Raw genomic sequence first — 19,179 nt, 5'->3', positions numbered from 1 at the left:
TGTTGGTCGTCCTCGCGCAGGTGGTCGGGGTGGCTCATAGTCCAGCGGGTGGCCTCTCGGGGCGAGAGCGGCCGGGCGATCGGCTGTCCCCCGCGGCCCGGTGGTCAGGCCGCAACGGCCGGACGTCGTCGCGCAGCGTGCTGTAACTGCAGAGTGCCCCGCGTTCTCGCAGTTCACGGTGAATCCGGGACAGGTTCGTGCCGCCCTCGGCGATGCGCAGCAGGTCCTGGCCGACCCGAAGTGTGCCAACCAGCTCACCGACGCCGACCGCCGGGCTTGTCGCCGCTGTTCTGGACACACGTGGAACCCGTACGGCCGGTTCGGACTCGACATGAACGGCCGTCTCGATCCCGGTCCCGCCGCGGCCATCCCCTCCCAACGGACGGGTGAACCCCAGCCGGCAGACCACGGAGGTCAGTCGGTGTCCGTCGCGGCCAGTACGGCCAGGTGCCTACGGCCCGGTGCCAGGACAGCCAGACCGATGTCCCAGGCCACTTGTTCGAACCACTTCGTGTCGGTGCCGAAGCCGTGCCAGACGCAGTCCCGCAGATGTGCTTCGACCTCGCCGGCGGTGGCGCCTTCAGGGCTTCCGGCTAGCGCGGCCAGGGACTGCCAGGCCGCCAGCCGGCCGTAGGCGCCATAGGAACCCGAGTTGTACGCCCCTCCCGTCGACGCCGCCGCGAAGAGCACTCGCCATGCCTGGGCCAGCGGGCGGACAGCGACCGACAGAGCCGTCTTCGTCCCCACCCCGCCCAGACACTCCAGGCCCAGTGTCAGCAGCGCGTCCGGGACCAGCCGGGCCTCCAAGGGCTCGGCGAAGTCGAACACCCGTGCCTCGATGCGCCCGTTGGACTCTTCAACCCAGTTCGCCACGGCCTTGGCCATCGCCGTGGCAGAGGCCTGTGTCGTCGTCTCCTCCGCCGACGGCACACGCGCGCTGGTGGTCACCGCCAGGTCGCGGCCCTCTGCCGCTCCGTACGGCATCGAGTGACCGCTGCCCCGGATGCTGTAGCTCGGCAGGTCCGCGGTTCGTTCCATGTCGGACAGCGTCAAGGGAAGCCAGCCCAGCGGGTGATGGCTCCAATGCGGTGATGTCGCCCAACCTGCGATCCCCGACACCTCCTCGACGACCACACCCCTGAGAACCAGCTCGTGGACCAGGCAGGCCCGAAGCTCCTCCGAAGCACGGCCGGTGAACGCCGCGGCCAGGTCCGTCGCCTCGTGGCTGGAGGCCAGCAACGAGGCGGTGTAACGATCCAGTTGCGTGCTGGCGGCCTCAGCCGAGGAGACCAGCCGCAGCGCTTGGGCGACATTCTCGGGACCAGCGGTGGTGGCCAACAGCCGAAGCAGATGGTCGAAGACGCTCCTGTACTGCCACATCTGCCCCCCGGTGCCGTGCGTCCTGGCGAGAGCGATGCCAAGGTCCGCAGCGAAGGCGGCATCCCCCTGCGCGGCCCGGCCCTCGGCCACCGCACACACGTCGGTGACATCCTTCAGGTCCGGCAGCCCCGTCACGATCCTCTGTATCTGATCAGCCACGGCCCTGAGCCTACGCATCCGACGGCCCCAACTCACCTCATGAACGGTCTTCTCCAGGAGGAAGATCGAACGGTCCCACAGAACGTGCCACAGGACCCGCGGAGACCGCCGTACAGGGGACCGCGGTGCGCGGCGGTGAAAACGCGGTGCGCAGTAGGGCCTCGCTGGGCACACTGGTTCGATGATCACCGACCACTGGCCGCTGCGGGGCCTGCGGGTGGCCTCGCCCCGCCTGGAGCTGCGCCTGCCCACCGAGGACGAACTCGCCGAGGTCGCCGACGTCGCCGCGCGCGGCGTCCACCCGCCCGAGGACCGCCCGTTCCTGACGCCGTGGGGCGAGCTGGCGCCGGCCGAACGGGCCCGGCACGTGATGCAGTTGCACTGGCGGCGACTGGGCCGCTGGAGCGAGCAGGACTGGGCGCTGAACCTGGTCGCCTTCCACCAAGGGCGCCCCGTGGGCATCCAGGACATGCGCGCCAAGGAGTTCGGCGTGCGACGCGAGATCGTCTCCGGATCCTGGCTCGGCCTGGAGCACCAGGGCAAGGGCCTGGGCACCGAGATGCGCGCGGCGATGCTCCACCTGGCCTTCGCCGAGCTCGGCGCGCAGTCGGCGACCTCCCTGTCCTTCACCGACAACCACTCCTCACTGGCCGTCTCCCGCCGGCTCGGCTACCACGACGACGGCATCGACCGCGACGTCCTGGACGGACAGGTGGTCGTCTCCCAACGACTGCGCCTGACCCCCGAAGCCTGGGCCGAACACGCCCGCACCCCGGTCACCGTCACCGGCTTGACCACCGCCTGCCGCACCCTCTTCGGCCTCCCCCACTGACCACCACCCACCAACGGCCCGCCCAGCCCGCAGCCGACCACACAACAACACCTCCGCCCGGCGATCGGCCTACGGTCAACGCACCCCGCACAGTGGGAAACCGGACCCGCCGACTTCCCACTCCCCCACAGCGACGCGCGACCACAGCGGACCGTACGCAGCACAGCCCCGGCAGGCAGAAGCCAAGCCGACCCACAGGGCCAGGACACAACGCCAAGCCCTCCACAGACCGAACCCCCGCCCCACAGCCCCGACATCGACGCCCGCCCCCCGCCGCCCCCGCACAGGAAGTCGGACCCGCCGACTTCCTGTGCGGCGGCGCCGTGCGGCCAGGGCAGCGTGCAGCGGCCGACCCACGCCACGCTGGTGCCGCCGACTTCCCTACGGCTCGACGGCAGCTGATCCGGCTAGTACTGCAGCGGGCCTGGTGCGGCGCGGCCCCCAGGGGCGGGAGGCGAGTCAGCCCACAGAGCCAGACACGACGGCAAGTTCCACCGCAGGCCGAAACCCGCCTCAGCGACGAGGACTTGCCCCCTGCTCCCGCGTGGGAAGTCGGCCCGGCCGACTTTCCACGCGCCACCCCAGCACCAGCGCCCCCGCGCAGCCAGGCCGACGAACGGGCCTGCCGCCCGCATGCCCCGGGCCGTAGGGAAGTCACACCTGCCCGACTTCCCACTCCCCTCGGCTCGACAGCGGCCGCGCTCCGGCGAACGCACCAGCAGCGGGCCGGGCGCAGCGCGGCCCCCTGGGGCGGGAGGCGAGTCGGCCCGCAGGGCCGGGCGCGACGACGGATCCGCTGGAGGCCGAAGCGGGCGGTGCGGCAGGCGCGTCGGGCGGCCGCGGCCGTGCCGCCCAGGGCGGGCGCCGCCGACGGTGCGGGGCGGCCCCTCGGGGGCCGGGGCACTGCCTACGGTGCGGGGGTTGCGGCCGCGGTGAGGAGTGCGTCGAGCAGGCCGGGGAAGCGGGTGTCGAGGTCGGTGCGGCGCAGGCTGACGAGGCGGTTGCGGCCGGCGACGCGGGTGGTGGTGACGCCGGCCTCGCGCAGGACCCGCATGTGGTGGGAGACGGTCGACTTGTGGAGGTGTTCCAGGCCGAGGCCGCGTGGGTCGCAGGAGTGTTCGCCGCCGTCGGCGTAGCTGAGCAGCAGGGTCATGCGGACGGGGTCGCCGAGGGCGTGCAGGACGGTGACGAGGTCGATGTCGGCGGTGGCGGGCTGGGGAAGCCGTTCGTCGTCGGGCATGGCGCGCGCTCCTGGGGGCGGGGGCGGGGACAGGGAATGGTTTGACAATCATCCACCCATCCCCGATTGTTTGACGAGTGTCAAACTGTTGGATGGTTCTCCAACAGTCTGTTCGACGACGACACGCCCCGTCCCGTCCCACGATCCGTTCCTGCACCCCGGGGGGTCCCGCCGTGCCCGTACGTCTACTCCTGCTCGCCCTCGGCACCTTCGCCGTCGGCACCGACTCCATGGTCGTCGCCGGCATCCTCGGCCCCGTCTGCGCCGACCTGGGCGTGTCGGTGCCCGCCGCCGGCCAGCTCGTCACCGTCTTCGCCCTCGCCTACGCGCTGCTGGCCCCGGTGCTGGCCACGCTCACCGCCCGCTGGCCGCGCCGGCGCCTGCTGCTGACCGCGCTTGCGCTGTTCAGCGCCGCCAACGCGCTCAGCGCGCTCGCCCCCACCTTCGGACTGCTGCTGGCCACCCGCGTACTGGCCGCCGCCGGCGCCGCCCTCTACACCCCCACCGCCAACGCCGTGGCCACCACCCTGGTCGCCCCCGAACGGCGCGGACGGGCACTGGCCACCGTCCTCGGCGGGATGACGGTGGCCACCGCACTCGGCGTACCGCTGGGCACCTGGGTGGGACGCACCGACTGGCGGCTGACGATGTGGCTGGTCACCGCACTGGGCCTGGCCGCGCTGACCGGCCTGGCCCTCCTGCTGCGCGACCTGCCCGCCCCCACCGCCGCCCCCACCCTGAAAGCCCGCCTGGCCCCACTGCGCCGGCCCCGCGTCCTGGGCGCCGCGGCCACCACCCTGGTGTTCTTCCTCGCCTTCCAGAGCGTCTACATCTACCTGGCCACCGCCGTGAGGAGCGCCACCGGCGGCGACTCCGGCCGGCTCAGCATCATCCTGGCGACCTGCGGCGTGATGTCGGTGGCCGGCAGCTGGCTCGGCGGACGCCTGGTGGACCGGATCGGCGTGCGCCGCGTCCTGCTGACCGGCTCCGCGCTGGCCGCCGGTGCCTTCACCGCACTGCCCTGGCTCGCCCTCAGCATGCCGGGCGCACTGGTCTACGCAACCGTCGTACCCCTGGCAGGCTGGGCCGTGTCAGTCGCGCTGCCGCACAAACTCGCGACCATCGACCCCCACAACGCACCCCTGCTGATCTCCCTCAACAGCAGCGCCCTCTACCTCGGAACCGCGGCCGCAGGCCTGGCCGGATCCACCGCCATCACCGTCCTGGGCGAACGCTGGTTCCCCCTTGCCGCAACCGCCCTCGCCCTGACCGCGTACACCGTCGCAGCCACCACCACCCGCGACGAACGCCCCCGGCGAATCCCGACGCCACGCCCCACGCAACCCACTCACACCTGAACCGCCACCCACACCCGCACCCGCACCGACGCCCACGCCCACACCGACGCCCGGTGCTCCGATCCGGCAGGCTGCCGGACCGGGGCACCGGGCGCCACGAGCAGAAGGGTTCAGCCCCGCAGGACCTCGCCGACCAGCGCGCGGGCCTCCTCCTGCACCCGGGCGAGGTGCTCGTCGCCGAGGAAGGACTCGGCGTAGATCTTGTACACGTCCTCCGTACCCGAGGGCCGGGCGGCGAACCAGGCGTTGGCGGTACAGACCTTGATACCGCCGATCCGGGCACCGTTGCCGGGAGCCTCCGCCAGGACCGCGGTGATCTCCTCCCCCGCGATCTCACCCGCCCCGACCCGCTCCGGCGACAACCGCGCCAGACGGGCCTTCTGCTCACGGTCGGCCGGAGCGTCCACACGGGCGTACGACGGCGCGCCGTGACGCTTCGTCAACTCGCCGTAGTAGGCGCTGGGAGACGCGCCGGTGACCGCGGTGATCTCCGCGGCCAGCAACGCCAGCAGGATGCCGTCCTTGTCCGTCGTCCACACCCCGCCGTCACGGCGCAGGAACGACGCACCCGCGCTCTCCTCGCCACCGAAACCGATCGAACCCTCCAACAGGCCGTCGACGAACCACTTGAAGCCGACCGGCACCTCCACCAGCGCACGGCCCAGGTCCGCGGCCACCCGGTCCAGCATCGAAGAGGACACCAGCGTCTTGCCCACACCCGCGTCCCCGGGCCAGTCGACGCGGTGGCGGTACAGGTAGTCCACCGCCACCGCCAGGTAGTGGTTGGGGTTCATCAGGCCCCCGTCCGGAGTGACGATGCCGTGCCGGTCCGCATCCGCGTCGTTGCCGGTCGCGATCGCGTACTCGTCCTTGCGCCCGATGAGGGACGCCATCGCCGCCGGAGAGGAACAGTCCATCCGGATCTTCCCGTCCCAGTCCAGCGTCATGAACCGCCACGTCGGGTCCGTCACCGGGTTGACGACGGTCAGGTCCAGACGGTGCACCTCCGCGATCCGCGCCCAATAGGCCACCGACGCGCCGCCCAGCGGGTCCGCACCGATCCGCAGACCCGCCGCCCGCACCGCGTCCAGGTCCAGCACCGAGGGCAGATCCTCGACATAGGCACCCAGGAAGTCGTAACGCCCCGTCGTGGCCGCGGCCAGCGCCCGCGCGTACGGAACCCTCCTCACCCCCCGCATGCCCTCACGGATCAACTCGTTCGCCCGGTCCTGGATCCACCCCGTCGCCTGCGAACCCGCCGGCCCGCCACTGGGCGGGTTGTACTTGAAACCGCCGTCCCGCGGCGGATTGTGCGACGGCGTCACCACGATCCCGTCCGCCAACGCACGGGGACTACGCCGGTTGTGCGCCAGGATCGCGTGCGACACCGCCGGCGTCGGCGTGTACCCGTCCTCCGCGTCGACCAACACCTCCACCCCGTTGGCCGCCAACACCTCCAACGCCGTCACCTTCGCCGGCTCCGACAGAGCGTGGGTGTCCGCCCCCAGAAACACCGGACCCGCGACCCCCTGCCCCGCCCGGAACTCACAGATCGCCTGTGTCGTCGCCGCAATATGGTCCTCGTTGAACGCCCCGTCCAACGACGAACCCCGATGCCCCGACGTCCCGAACACCACCCGCTGCCCCGGCTCCTGCGGATCCGGCGCCAACGCGAAGTACGCCGTCACCAACCGCGCCACGTCCACCAGGTCACCGGACTCCGCCAACCGCCCGGCCCGCACATCCACCATCAGCCAACTCCCAACCCAAGATCACAACTCACCACGCACCACCACCCCACACTCACCGATCGTAACCACACACCACCCCACACCGAACCGAACAACACAGACGGCGACCACACCAGACCCCTGCCCGGCACCGAGAGCGACGGATACGAGGCCCCGCACGGACACCGCGGACAACGGTGGGCGCGTGGCCTCAGTCGGGCAGCCGCTGGCGGTGGGCCGCCAGCGCGGGGGCGGTGGTGGTGGCGAGGAACTCCGTCACCCGGTACTCGGTCAACCCGGCCCGCACGAACGGGTCGGTGGCCACCAGCGCCTCCATCGCGGCCCGGTCCCCGCCCACCGCGAGGATCACCCCGCCGTCACGCGGCACCTTGCGCCCCGAGGCCAGGAAGGTACCCGCCGCGTAGTGCCCCTCCAGCCACTCGATGTGCTGCGCCAGCACGGCCTCGACCGACTCCAGGTCGGCGGTGTACGTGAGCTCCAGTACGAACATGCCATCCAGGCTAGACCTCGGCCCCCACCCACCACCGAACACCCCCACCCGCCTCCGAACACCCCCGCCCACCCCGACGGGCCACCAGAGCACCCGGTGGGCCCCGGCAGGCCCCGTAGGCCCCGGCGAACAGCCTCCCGCGAGTCCCGACGGCGGCCCCTGCACGCGGCCCACGGCAGTAGGTGATCACCCGATGGTTGCGGTACAACAATCCCGATGTGACGACCGATCGGAGAGATCCTCATATGAGCAGGCCAGGACTGTCACGCCGCGCCCTCCTCACCGCCGCCGCAGCCGGCACAGCCACCGCCGTCGCCGGCTGGAACACCGCCACCGCCGCCTGGGCCACCGAGACCGGCGCCGACGTCGCCGAACTGCCCGCCCTGGACGGCACGATGACCCTCCAGGGACCGGGCCTGGAACGCTTCGCCGGCGACTTCGGCCGCCTCGTCACCGCCCGCCCGCGCGCCGTACTGCGCCCCGCCTCCGTACGCGACGTGCAGCAACTGCTCGCCTTCGCCCGCCGCCACCGCATCCCGGTGGCCGTCAACGGCCAGAGCGGCGACCTCGCCCAGCACGGCGAGGCCGGCCTCGAATCCCACTCCAGCTACGGCCAGGCCAACCCCCGCGGCGGCATCGCCATCGACGCCCGCGGCCTGTCCCGGATCCTCTCCGTGCAGCCCGGACGCGCCGTCGTCGAAGCCGGCGCCACCTGGGCACAGGTCACGGAAGCGGGCCTGGCCGCGGGCTGGGTCCCACCGGTGCTCACCGACTACCTGCACCTGACGGTCGGCGGCACGCTCAGCGTCGGCGGCATCGGCGGCGCCGTGCAGCGCCACGGCATGCAGGTCGACAACGTCCTCGAACTCGACGTCGTGACCGGCACCGGCGAACTGGTGACGGCCTCCCCCACCCGCAACCGCGACCTCTTCCACGCGGTGCTCGCCGGCGGCGGCCAGGCCGCCGTCATCGTGCGCGCCACCCTCGCCCTGGTCCCCGCGCCCGAACGCGCCCACGTCTTCTCCCTGTACTACGACGACCTCGACACCTACCTCGCCGACCAGCACACCGTCATGGCCCAACGCCGCTTCGACCTCCAGGTCGGCGACGTCGTCCGCACCGAGGACGGCACCCGCTGGCGCTACAAGGCGGAACTGGTCGCGTTCACCGACACCGGGCAGACGGTGGACCAGGCCGCACTGCTGGCCGGACTCCACCCGACACACACGGAAGTGGTGGAGCAGAGCTGGCGCGACCACGCCTTCCGGGTCGACGCCTTCGCCCAGTACCTGCGCGAAGCCGGCCTGTGGTCACAGCCCAAACCCTGGCTGAGCGTCTTCCTGCCCGCCGCCACCGCACGCACGTTCATGGCACGCGCCGCCGACATCCTGACACCCGCGGACCTGGGAGCAGGCCTGCTGCTGTTCTACCCCTACCAGCGCTCGAAGATCACCGCACCCCGGGCAGTCCTGCCCGAACAGGAAGTCGGCTGGCACTTCGACCTGCTGGCCTTTCCGCTACCCGGCTCGGACACCACCGCCATGCTGCGACGCAACCGACAGCTGTACGACCTCGCCGTCGAACTGGGCGGCAAGCGCTACCTGATCGGCGCGATACCCGCCATGACCCACTCCGACTGGCAACACCACTACGGAAACCTGTGGCAGGACGTCACCCACGCCAAACAGCGCTGGGACCCCGCAGGGATCCTGACCCCCGGCCAAGGCATCCACACCCCCTGACCACCACCCCCGGACCACCACCCCCGGACCACCGCCCCTCGCACCGCCCCCTCCCGCACCACCGCACCGCCCGCCCGCCGAACGGAGTCGACCACCGGCCCGGCCGCCCGCGCGACACACCCGCGCGGGCGGCCCCTCGCACCGCCCCCTCACCCTTCCCTTTCGGACTGCCCGCTCGGACATTCCCTCCGACCCCCGCGCCCTCCAACCCCCGCGCCCTCCGAACCTCGTGCCCTCCGAACCCGGGCACGGGTTCGCTACCCTGCCCCGATGGCCTCCTCCCCCCGCTCCACCCGGCTCACCACACGGCTCGTCGACGGACTCGTCTGCGCCTACACCCCCACCGCCGACGCCCTGGGCGTGCTGACGCCCGCCGCGGTCTACCGCCCCGTCCCCGCAGACGAGGCCCTCGCCCACACCGTCGCCCCCGACCTCACCCGCGCCTACTACACACTGCCTGGAATGGAGCGGCGGCTACCTCGACACCGACACCATCCTCGCCACCCTCGCCGGCGAAGACGAGAACGAGGAGGACTGGTTCCGCCACTACCGCGTCCACGCCCGCACCGGCCACATCCACGGCCCCGTCGACACCCACGCCGCCCACCCGGACGACCTCCACCCCCTCGGCGACGGCTCCTGGCTCACCACCGGCCCCACCGGCCACCCCCTGCGCTGGACCCACCCCTGACCCGGACACCGCCACAAGCAACCCCGACGACGGGCCACCGGCGTCCGCACCCACCCGCCTGCGGACGCCCCCGGAAGGCCCACCCCACCCGGCGCGTACAGTGCCTCCCGTGCCCGGACAGAGGAAAGAACCCCGAACCCCCGACAACGCGCAACCCGCGACCTACGAGACCGTACGCGCCGCCATCCTGGTCTCACTCGACTTCACCAACCTCGACATGGACTTCCCCCGCATCGTCCACTGGCTCCGACAACTACCCGCCACCGACCGCGACCGCGTCCTGAACGACCTGGAAACCCTCACCACAACCCCCACGCCCCGCCAGAACGACGCCACCTACCTCCTCAACGACCTCGGACTGCGCCGCATCCATTGGCCACAACCCTGAAAGCCCCCACCCCCTCTCACCGAGGAGCGGTCCGGTCGATCGTCAGGTGCGTACTCCCGGCTCGTGATTGACCACGGCATTGCCCTGCCGTACTACCGCCTCCATGCCGTGCCTGCGGTCGTGGCGCCGGCCGGCCCGATGAACAAGCCTGCCGCCGACAGGCGGACGGCCTCCGAGCCTCGGGCGTGATGCCGTTTCGCGGTTACGGGGTGCCGGCTTGCTCAGTCACCCGCGTCCAGGTGTTCATGATGATGAAGGTCTTGGTGCCCTCCACCTTGCCGGTCCGGCGTACGGCGTTGATCACCTGCTGAAGATGCTTCACGTCCCGGACCCGGAGCCTGAGCAGGGCGTCGGAGGTGCCGGCGATGCTGTGGCTCTCCTCGATCTCCGGGATGCTCTCGGAGATGCCCTCGATCTCGTCGCTGTCGGTCGCGCCGAGCAGACGGATCTCGATGAACGCCTGAAGCATGCCCGCCCGGCTGTCCTCGATGACCGCGGTGTAGCCGCAGATCACACCCGTCCTCTCCATGCGCTCGATGCGGCGAGCGCACGGAGCCGCCGAGAGTCCCACAGCACGCGCGATCTCCGACACGGGCGCTCGCCCGTCCTTGCGGAGGATGGTCAGGATATGACGGTCGATCGCGTCCACGGCCAACTCCCCGAATCATGCGCGCCACGCACAAGTCACGCGCTGAAAGCTCCACTGCCCCTTGCAGATCGAGTGAACCACGCTCGACACATGCGTGATGATGCCCGGCCTATCGCCTGCGGACCGCCCTCCTGTCATCGTCATGGCGTCCGGGTGACCCCCGGCAGGAGGCCCGCACCGGCCAACCCCTACGGCGCGGACTCCGACCAGGTGACAGGTGCGCGGGTATCCCCGGCACCCCGCGGCCGGCCCCACATCCTGGGGCCGGCCGGGTACCGGACCAGGTCCACCAGCAGCGGTCATCGCGCAGGCCGCGCAAGAGCCCGCCGGCACCATCCGCCGGAGCAGTTCCCACGAATCGTCCAGGCGCCGGCCGTTCGACGATCCCGACCATGGCTCGTAGGCCACCGAGCCGGCCGAATGAGAGGGCTGCCAAGGACCGCACGCACGAGGGGGTGAGGGCCGGACAACCCCAGACGGGCTCAGATCCAGCCGCGCTCCCGCGCCCGGACCCCCGCTTGGAACCGCGTACCGGCGTCCAGTGCGACCATCAGAGCCGCCACCCGCCGCGTCGCCGTGCGCACGCTGACCCCCAGCTGCCGGGCGATCGCCTGGTCCTTGAAACCGGCGTGCAGCAGACGTACGAGCACCAGATCCTCCTCGCTGGGCCCCTCCTCCACCTCCTCCACCTGATGGGCGAGCAGGGGTTCGGCGCGTGCCCAGTACGCCTCGAACAGCTCGATCAGCCCGTCCAGCAGGCCCGACGGATGCACGAGCACGATGGATTCCTTGCTGCCACCGGTCAGCGGCACCATCGCCACCCTGCGGTCCACGATCCGCGCCTTGAAAGGCAGATGACGCAGCAGCCGCGACTTCTCGCCGAGGGCGGCGAGCCGCAGAACGGTCTCCATCCGGCCGGGCGGAGCGATCGACTCCAGGCAGTACACGCCCCGGATGTCCACGCCGCGCTCCACCCATTCGCGGGTGGTCGTCTTCTCCTGCTCGTGGAAGTGCGGCTGACCGACCGCATCCAGGTACGGCGGCTTGTCCAGCGTCCACAGATGGGTGGTGACGGACCGGTTCACCTCGTCGATCCGCCGGGCGATCGCCTCCGGGTCCGAGAGCACCTCCACCAGGGCTTCCGGGTCCGACGTCAACTGGTTGGCCCGGTAGAGGCGGTGGAGACCCGACAGTTCCGCCTCCACTTCGCCGTACATCGTCTCCGCCTCGGACCGACGCCGGTGCAGCAGGGCCGAGAGCGCCGACCGGGGGCTTACCGCCTCCCATCGGCCCCGGCCCACCCGCCGTACGAGGCCGAGGTCGGCCAGCCGCTTCAACGCCTGTCCGGTACGCGCCGCTCCGGCGCCGGCGCTCTCCGCGAGATCGGCCACCGTGCAGTGCTGTCCCGACAACACCGCCCGGTACACGCTCTCGTCGAACGGGCCCACACCCACGGCTTCCAGCACGACCAACCCTCCTTGCCACCCGAGAGGACACCGCCAAAGGCCCATGCCCCGTTGCGGGCCGACCGGTCTTCCCCCGCGTGGCGCGTTTGGCCACCACGCCAAAGACGCCATCACATCATCTGGACAGTCGGTATTTGCGCAGCGTTCACTCGTCCCGGACCACCTGCCAGTCACCCCAGGTGCCAGACGGTTCGGAGATTCCCACCCCCAGCGCACGCCTCAGACGAGCATCCACGCTCGTCTCTCCGGCGTGCGTGGAAATCCATGAGGAGAGTCCGTGTCACTCCTACCGCGACGAACGTCGCGCAACCGGCGAGCCGCCCTCGCCGCCTTGCTCACCACCGCCCTTGCCGCGCTCAGCCTCCCCCTCGCCACGACCGCCACCGCCACCCCCGCTCCGATCGCCGAATCCGCGACGGGCACCTACCTGGTCACCCTCGCCGACCAGCCTCTGGTCACCTACGACGGCGGGATCGGCGACCTCTCCGCCACGAAGCCCGCCGAGGGCGGCAAGATCGATGTCGAATCGGCCACCGCCAAGCGGTACCGCACCCACCTGACGGACCAGCAGACCCGCGTCGCCAAGGAGGTCGGTGCCACCGTCCGGCAGCACTTCGCGGTCACCACCAACACCTTCAGCGCCCGGCTCGACGCCCGCCAACTGGTGCGCCTCGCCCGCACCGGGAGCGTCGTGCACATCGCCCCCGACCGGTTCCACAAGGCCGCCGACGACCGGAGCTCCACCGACTTCCTCGGTCTCTCCGGCCGCAACGGGCTGTGGAAGGCCCTCGGCGGGACGGCCGAAGCCGGCAAGGGCATCGTCATCGGGGACATCGACACGGGCATCTGGCCCGAGAACCCCTCCTTCGACGCCCCGGCCCTGAGTTCCCGCAAGCCCGGCAACAAGGACCGCCACCGGCCCTACCGCGTGGGCACGACCACCGTGATGCAGAAGGCGGACGGCGGCACCTTCAAGGGCACCTGCCAGACCGGCGACCGCTTCACCGCCGCGGCCTGCAACGAGAAGGTCATCAGCGCCCGCTACTTCGGCGACGCCTGGTTCGACGCCGTCCCGGAGTCCAACCGGGCCGGATACGTCTCCCCACGCGACAGCCAGGGCCACGGCACCCACACGGCGTCCACCGCGGCCGGCAACGCCGACGTCCGCGCCAAGGTCGACGGTGAGGACCTCGGCACCGTCTCCGGCGTGGCCCCCGCAGCCGCCATCGCCGTCTACAAGGCCCTCTGGCAGAGCAAGGACGGCGCCTCGGACGGCGGTCTGACCAGCGACATCGTCGCCGCCATCGACCAGGCCGTCGCCGACGGCGTGGACGTCATCAACTACTCGATCGGCGGCACGTTCGAGAGCGCGTACGACAGCCCGGTGCAGGTCGCGCTCCGCAACGCCGCCGTGGCCGGAGTCTTCGTCGCCACCGCCGCGGGCAACTCCGGCCCCAAGCCGTCCAGCCTCGACAACATCGCGCCCTGGACCACCACGGTCGCCGCCGGCACCATCGCGTCGCACACCGGCACGGTGACCCTCGGCAACGGCGCGAGCTACACCGGCATCAGCACGACCGTGCACCGGCAGGTCGGCCCCGCCCCGCTCGCCCGGGGCTCCGCGGTCCGGGTCTCCGACACCGTGGACGTCTACGCGGACTACTGCATGCCGAACTCCCTCGACCCGGCCCGCGCGGCCGGGAAGATCGTCGTCTGCGAACGGGGCGTCAACTCCCGCCCCGAAAAATCCGCCGAGGTCCGGCGGGCCGGCGGCATCGGCGTCGTCCTGGTGAACCCCGGCGACGATAGCAGGGACGGCGACCTGCACAGCTTGCCGGTCGTCCACCTCAACACCCCCGACGCGACCACCGTCCGCACCTACGCCGCCACGGACGGAGCCACCGCCACCCTCACCGAGGGAGGCACCTCCGACGTCTACCCGCAGGTGGCCGGCTTCTCTTCGCGCGGCCCCTCGCTCGTCGGCAACGGCGACCTGCTCAAGCCCGACATCACCGCGCCCGGCAGCACGATCCTCGCGGCCGTGTCCCCGGACGGCAACAACGGCCACGACTTCGACTACTACTCCGGCACGTCCATGGCCACCCCGCACATCGCCGGCCTGGCGGCGCTCTACCTCGCGGAGCACCCCACCTGGTCCCCGATGAGCATCAAGTCGGCCATGATGACCACAGCCACACCGACGAAGACCGCGGACGGCAAGAACAGCGACGACGCCTTCGCGCAGGGCGCCGGCGAGGTGGACGCACGGGCCATGCTGCGGCCCGGACTCGTCTACGACTCGGGCGAGCGGGACTGGCTCGCCTACCTCGAAGGCTCCGGCGTGCACACCGGAAGCGGCGTCAAGGCCATCGACCCGAGCGACCTCAACTACCCGTCCATAGCCATCGGCGACCTCTTCGGCAAGCAGACCGTCACCCGCACCGTCACCGCGACCACGCCCGGCACCTACCGTGCCCGCGTGGACCTCCCCGGCGTCAAGACCACCGTGAGCCCGTCCGTACTGCACTTCACCCACCCCGGCCAGAAGCTCACCTTCACCGTCACCCTGGACGTGACCACCGCGCCCGCGGGACGCGTCGACACCGGGTCCCTCACCTGGACCTCCGACCGCATCACCGTCCGCAGCCCGATCGTCGTCACCCCGCAGACCGTCCGCGCCCCCGCCGAGATCAAGGGCTCCGGGTCCAGCGGCTCGACCACGTTCTCGGTCACCCCGGCCACCAGCACCCTGACGGCCACCGCCTACGGACCGGTCTCCTCACCCGCCACCAAGGGCACCCTGACCACGGCGCAGCAGATCTCCTACGACGCCGAGATCCCGTCCGGCGCCAAGGCGTCGCAGATCACGGTCCGCTTCGACGCGGCGGCGGACACCATCACGGGCGTCCTCTGGGGCAGCAAGGCCGGCGGAGTCCTCCAGGACGTCCACGTCGCCGTCCCCGACAGCGACGGAACGGTCACCATCACCGTGCCGCATCCCACGGCCGACGCCATCCTCGTGTCCCTGGTCGCGGTCGGGGCCAACGACGAAACCGTCACTCCGTACACCTACCAGGCGAACCACATCACCGCGGACAGCCCCGTCACCGGCAAGGTCACGGTCACGCCCGACCGGGCCCGCGTCACCCCCGGCGTACCGACCGACCTGACCGCCGCCTGGTCCGGCGTCCCGGCGGACGCCCGGTCCGGCGCCTGGATCGAATACGCCAACGGGGCGGGCTCCTTCCTGTCCCTCAACTGAATCCCGGCGCCCACCGGCGGGGGCGGCACGCACACGCGTGCCGCCCCCGCACGGGTGCTCCGCACGCGCCGGCTGCTCGAACTGATCAGCGGGCCCTCCCGAAAGCCCTGGCCGGGGCCTGACCTTCAGCCAGGCCCCGACCTCCTCCCACACCTCATCGCCGCCTGGACCGGCCACTGCCCCACCTGCCGACAACCCACCCCGTGGCAGACCTGCGACACCCCTGACAAAGCGCTACCAGGGACCGCGTCGAGCCGTTCCGGGAGCCGTTCACCCTGGCGCTCGGCGAGCATGACAGCGAAGGAGCGGACGTGCCGGGTGAGGGCGTCGGTCCTCAACGTCGGCGGCTCTCCGCCCGACAGGCGGACAGCCCTCGTCCAGGGTCCTGCTCAGCCGCCTTCGCCGGTTCCTCCGCCGGTTCCTCGGTCCGCGCCCGGGGTCAAGGCGGTAGGTGCGGCGAGCCGCGGTGCCGTCGGCGGGCCAGGTGCTGACGGGCGTCCTCGCGGCGCCGGCCCGCTCCGCGCGGCCTGGAGCCCGGCCGCCCTGTCCCTTCCCTCCGCCCCGGCGCCGTGTTCCGCCGGGGCGTGTTGTGCGGGTGTCGCGATGAGTGTGTCGCCCGGATGGGGCATAGTAGCGTCGTGCGCGTGAAGTCACGTGCATGGCGCGGACTTTGGCCATCGAACGGACGGGGGCGAGTGTTGGGAAGGGGTGGTGGGTGTGGGACGGGCACGCGTGGCAGCGCGGATGATCGTGCACCCCGGCGTGGAGGACGTCAGCGTCCAGCAGGTGCTGGAGGCGCTCGCTGACCCGGCCCGCAGGACGGTGGTACGCACACTCGCCCACTCGGGAACCGACCTGAGCTGCGGCTCCTTCGACCTGCCCGTCGGGCGCTCGACCTCCAGCCACCACTTCACCGTCCTCCGCCAGGCGGGACTACTACGCCAGTACTACGTGGGCACCACCAAGATGAACGCCCTACGCAGCGAGGAACTGGAACGACGGTTCCCCGGCCTGCTCGCAGCGGTGGTCGCCGCCGCCGACGCAGAAGCCGCACGCACCGCCTCCAAGACCTGACCCGAGGTGCCCTCGGGGCGGGGGCGTAAGCTTGCCGTCCGTGATCAACAGTGGGGGCCAGGACCAGGAGTGGGACACCACGCGCCGGTGGGTCGAGGGACACCTCGCGCCCGGCGAGCGCATCGGCGAGGTCAGCGCGCTCAAGGGCGGGTGGACCTCACGGATGCGCCGCCTGGAGGTGGCCCGCCCCGGCGGCGCGGAGGCCCCCTACACGCTGGTGCTGCGTTCCTTCGTCAAACCCTTCTACCGCCGCCACGCCCCCCAACTGCTGGCCCGCGAGGCCACCGTGCTGCGCCTGCTGGAGGACAGCGCCGTCCCGGCCGCGCGGCTCGTCGCCGTGGACGCCCAAGGATCGGTGTGCGAGCACCCGTCGCTGCTGATGACCCACCTGCCCGGCAGCGTGCGCCTGGACCAGGACGACGACACCGCCGCCCGTGCCGACCTGCTCGCCGCACAACTCGCCGCCGTGCACGCCCTGCAGGTCGACGACAGCCACCGGCCGCGCACCTGGCAGGCGTGGACAGCCCCCGAACGCGTCGCCGTACCCCAGGACACCACCCGCCCCGCGCTGTGGGAACGGGCCGTGAAGGCGATCGACACGCCCCCGCCCGCGTACCGGGGATGCTTCCTGCACCGCGACTTCCACCCCGGCAACGTCCTGTTCACCGGCACCGGCCCCACCCTCGCCCTCACCGGCGTGGTCGACTGGGTGGAGACCTCCTGGGGCCCGGCCGACCTCGACGTCGCCCACTGCGCCACCACCCTCGCCCTGCTCCACGGCCCCCAGTCGGGCCTCGCCTTCACCGACCGCTACACCGCCGCCGGCGGCCGCACCCTCTCCGAGGGCCGCGACCACCTGTACTGGCGACTCCTGGACACCCTCGCCTTCGCCCCCGACGCCGAGAAGGTCGCCGTTCCCTGGCGCGAACTCGGCCGCACCGACCTGACACCTTCCGTCCTGACCCAACGCCTCGAGGACTACCTGCAGGCCCTCTTCGACCGCTACGCCTGACCCGCTTCCCCGGCAGCGGGCGCAGCCGGGCGATGGCCTCCTCGACGCGCTCGTCCCGGGCCGGCAGCCAGGCGATGCGGGCCTGGCCGACAGCGGTACGGCGGACGCGCGGTGTCGCCACCGTGCGTCCGCGGTGTTCCCGGATCAGTCGATGGCGTCGAGGACGTCGCCGAGGTCCACGAACTTGAAGCCGGTGGCCTCGCGGTCGCCGTCGCCGGGGGTCTCCTGGCCGTCCTGGACGACGAGCAGGCCGTGGGGGTAGCGGCTGCCGAGAGGGGCGTTGAGGGCGGCGGCGCCGTCGCAGACCTCGGAACCGTCGAGGGTGGTGGAGGCGGCGGTGATACGGAAGGCGCCCTCGTACTCGTTGTCGTCGTCGCGCTCGCGGTCGTAGGCGACGAAGGTGTTGTCGCCCTGACTGGAGGCCAACAGGTAGCCGTCACCGTCCGCCTCGGTGACCAGGGCCAGGCCCTCGACGTCGGCCGTCAGGCGCCTGCCGCCATAGCCGGGGTCGGCGCCCGGGGTGCACTTCCCGGTCGCCTCGTCGTAGGTGCCGGGCACGCCGTACTCGCGCACCTTGTCGACCAGGACCGGTGTGCCGGTCAGGCCGGCGTCGATGCGCCAGATGCCGACGTCCTCCTGTCCCGCGTACAGGGTGCCGTCGGCCGGGTCGACGACCATGCCCTCGACCTGCGGCAGTTCACCGGGTTCGGCGCACGGCGTCCAGGTCGTGCCGTTGGGCAGCCGGAAGGTGGACGGCAGGTCGAGAGTGCGCACCTGGCGGTAGTCCACCGTGCCGGCCGGGGTGGCGATCAGTTCCAGCATCGCGATCCGGGTGCGGTTGCGCTGACTGACCAGCGCGTAGGAGCGCCCGGTGGAGCGGTCGGTCCAGGTGGCCAGACCGTACGCGGTCTTCTGCTTGTTGATCTCGGCCTGGTCGGCGGAGAAGACCGGACGCACTCCCGGGTCGGTGACGTCGGTGAGCGGACCGCCGGGCTTGTCGCGGTCGATGCGGTAGATCCGCAGCCGGTCGTTGCCGCGGTCGCTGACCACCGCGAGGTCGGCGGGGGCGCCGCCCAGCCCCAGGCCCTGCACCAGGTCGACGTTGTTGAACCGCCCGGGCTTGTCGGCGACGCTCGGCCCGGCCGGGGCGGGGAGCGACTGAACCTGCCGCGCCTCCAGGTCGTAGACCCGCAGGCCGCCCTGCTTGGCAGTGGCGATCACCAGGCTGCGGCCCGGGTCGGCGGCGTTGCGCCAGATCGCCGGGTCGTCCGCGTTCGCGTTGCCGCCGGCCTCGTCGTCGAACAGAGGCGCGGTCTCGGCCTTCGCGTGGACGGCCGGGATCCCGGAGGCCTGCGCCGGGAGGGCGAGCGAGCCGGCCAGTGTGGTGCAGAGGACGAGGGTTGAGACGCGAACGGCCAGACGTATCGTCATGTTTTCTCCCGATATGAGCGTTTTGCCCTGATGGGGAAGAAGCTCGCTGCCGCATCCGTCATGTCCGCGACTGTTCGGTGTCCGGTTGTTGAACACCTCGCGAATCCGGGGAGCGAAGACCGGGCCGCCCCGGTCGGCCCCGGCCCGTGATCACCGGTTCCGAGGCTTGCGGGACATCACCGCCCTCCCGCCGAGCCGGAGTGAAGGGAGGCCGCCGGCCGCCTCCCGCCGCATGAGGGCTGGAGGGAGGGACG

At 71.8% G+C, this 19,179-nt stretch carries 14 protein-coding genes; 7 read left to right on the top strand and 7 right to left on the bottom strand.

Going from position 1 to position 19,179, the window contains the following annotated elements:
* Positions 1-414 precede the first annotated feature (414 nt).
* Positions 415-1,539, bottom strand: coding sequence for a DUF6183 family protein (locus ACFY0X_RS34980; RefSeq protein ID WP_387760553.1), 1,125 nt, complete (start codon positions 1,537-1,539; stop codon positions 415-417).
* A gap of 181 nt (positions 1,540-1,720) precedes the next feature.
* Here ACFY0X_RS34980 and ACFY0X_RS34975 point away from each other — a divergent pair, with 181 nt between their 5' ends.
* Positions 1,721-2,371 carry a GNAT family N-acetyltransferase gene (locus tag ACFY0X_RS34975; protein WP_387760552.1) on the top strand — a complete coding sequence of 217 codons (651 nt, stop codon included), beginning with the start codon at positions 1,721-1,723 and terminating at the stop codon, positions 2,369-2,371.
* 907 nt (positions 2,372-3,278) lie between these two features.
* Here the strand turns inward: ACFY0X_RS34975 and ACFY0X_RS34970 are convergent.
* Positions 3,279-3,611 carry an ArsR/SmtB family transcription factor gene (locus ACFY0X_RS34970; RefSeq protein ID WP_387760551.1) on the bottom strand — a complete coding sequence of 111 codons (333 nt, stop codon included), beginning with the start codon at positions 3,609-3,611 and terminating at the stop codon, positions 3,279-3,281.
* Between the two features lie 173 nt (positions 3,612-3,784).
* Here ACFY0X_RS34970 and ACFY0X_RS34965 point away from each other — a divergent pair, with 173 nt between their 5' ends.
* Positions 3,785-4,969: an MFS transporter gene (locus tag ACFY0X_RS34965; protein ID WP_387760550.1), complete on the top strand. Its 1,185-nt coding sequence runs from the start codon at positions 3,785-3,787 to the stop codon at positions 4,967-4,969.
* 110 nt (positions 4,970-5,079) lie between these two features.
* Here ACFY0X_RS34965 and pgm read toward each other — a convergent pair whose 3' ends face one another.
* Positions 5,080-6,720 carry a phosphoglucomutase (alpha-D-glucose-1,6-bisphosphate-dependent) gene (gene pgm / locus ACFY0X_RS34960; RefSeq protein ID WP_387760549.1) on the bottom strand — a complete coding sequence of 547 codons (1,641 nt, stop codon included), beginning with the start codon at positions 6,718-6,720 and terminating at the stop codon, positions 5,080-5,082.
* Positions 6,721-6,910: 190 nt separating this feature from the next.
* On the bottom strand, positions 6,911-7,210 hold the full coding sequence (locus tag ACFY0X_RS34955; protein WP_387760548.1) for a YciI family protein: 300 nt from the start codon (positions 7,208-7,210) through the stop codon (positions 6,911-6,913).
* 245 nt (positions 7,211-7,455) lie between these two features.
* Between ACFY0X_RS34955 and ACFY0X_RS34950 the strand changes: the two genes are divergently transcribed.
* Entirely contained in the window at positions 7,456-8,952 is a 1,497-nt protein-coding gene (locus ACFY0X_RS34950; protein ID WP_387760547.1) for an FAD-binding protein, read from the top strand.
* An 800-nt stretch (positions 8,953-9,752) separates the two neighbouring features.
* Complete coding sequence (locus ACFY0X_RS34945; protein ID WP_387760546.1) at positions 9,753-10,031, top strand: hypothetical protein; 279 nt, start codon at positions 9,753-9,755, stop codon at positions 10,029-10,031.
* Positions 10,032-10,233: 202 nt separating this feature from the next.
* Here ACFY0X_RS34945 and ACFY0X_RS34940 read toward each other — a convergent pair whose 3' ends face one another.
* Together ACFY0X_RS34940 and ACFY0X_RS34935 are read right to left on the bottom strand one after the other, a co-directional pair.
* A complete protein-coding gene (locus tag ACFY0X_RS34940; RefSeq protein WP_387760545.1) occupies positions 10,234-10,680 on the bottom strand; it encodes an Lrp/AsnC family transcriptional regulator in 447 nt (148 codons plus the stop codon).
* Between the two features lie 482 nt (positions 10,681-11,162).
* Positions 11,163-12,146, bottom strand: coding sequence for a transcriptional regulator (locus ACFY0X_RS34935; RefSeq protein WP_387760544.1), 984 nt, complete (start codon positions 12,144-12,146; stop codon positions 11,163-11,165).
* A gap of 277 nt (positions 12,147-12,423) precedes the next feature.
* On the opposite strand from ACFY0X_RS34935, the gene ACFY0X_RS34930 reads away from it, so the two are divergent.
* The 3 genes from ACFY0X_RS34930 (at position 12,424) to ACFY0X_RS34920 (ending at position 17,494) form a co-directional block, all read left to right on the top strand.
* Positions 12,424-15,408 (top strand): S8 family serine peptidase, encoded by a 2,985-nt coding sequence (locus tag ACFY0X_RS34930; RefSeq protein ID WP_387760543.1) that lies wholly within the window; start codon positions 12,424-12,426, stop codon positions 15,406-15,408.
* 732 nt (positions 15,409-16,140) lie between these two features.
* Positions 16,141-16,482, top strand: a complete 342-nt coding sequence (locus ACFY0X_RS34925; RefSeq protein ID WP_387760542.1) for an ArsR/SmtB family transcription factor — start codon at positions 16,141-16,143, stop codon at positions 16,480-16,482.
* Positions 16,483-16,525: 43 nt separating this feature from the next.
* A complete protein-coding gene (locus tag ACFY0X_RS34920; protein ID WP_387760564.1) occupies positions 16,526-17,494 on the top strand; it encodes a phosphotransferase family protein in 969 nt (322 codons plus the stop codon).
* 144 nt (positions 17,495-17,638) lie between these two features.
* On the opposite strand, the gene ACFY0X_RS34915 is transcribed toward ACFY0X_RS34920, so the two are convergent.
* The gene (locus tag ACFY0X_RS34915; protein WP_387760541.1) at positions 17,639-18,925 is read right to left on the bottom strand and encodes a phytase; all 1,287 of its coding nucleotides are present in this window, start codon (positions 18,923-18,925) and stop codon (positions 17,639-17,641) included.
* Between the last annotated feature and the right edge of the window lie 254 nt (positions 18,926-19,179).

The organism is Kitasatospora sp. NPDC001547 (assembly GCF_042894165.1).
GTDB lineage: Bacteria > Actinomycetota > Actinomycetes > Streptomycetales > Streptomycetaceae > Kitasatospora.
Note: the sequence above shows the minus strand (reverse complement) of the source record. Positions and strands in the feature narration are given on the sequence as shown.

Excerpts from the sequence above, each read along its gene's own strand:
- ACFY0X_RS34975 (WP_387760552.1), top strand. The coding sequence starts at position 1,721 with ATGATCACCGACCACTGGCCGCTGCGGGGCCTGCGGGTGGCCTCGCCC.
- ACFY0X_RS34970 (WP_387760551.1), bottom strand. The coding sequence starts at position 3,611 with ATGCCCGACGACGAACGGCTTCCCCAGCCCGCCACCGCCGACATCGAC.
- pgm (WP_387760549.1), bottom strand. The coding sequence starts at position 6,720 with ATGGTGGATGTGCGGGCCGGGCGGTTGGCGGAGTCCGGTGACCTGGTG.
- ACFY0X_RS34955 (WP_387760548.1), bottom strand. The coding sequence starts at position 7,210 with ATGTTCGTACTGGAGCTCACGTACACCGCCGACCTGGAGTCGGTCGAG.
- ACFY0X_RS34950 (WP_387760547.1), top strand. The coding sequence starts at position 7,456 with ATGAGCAGGCCAGGACTGTCACGCCGCGCCCTCCTCACCGCCGCCGCA.
- ACFY0X_RS34915 (WP_387760541.1), bottom strand. The coding sequence starts at position 18,925 with ATGACGATACGTCTGGCCGTTCGCGTCTCAACCCTCGTCCTCTGCACC.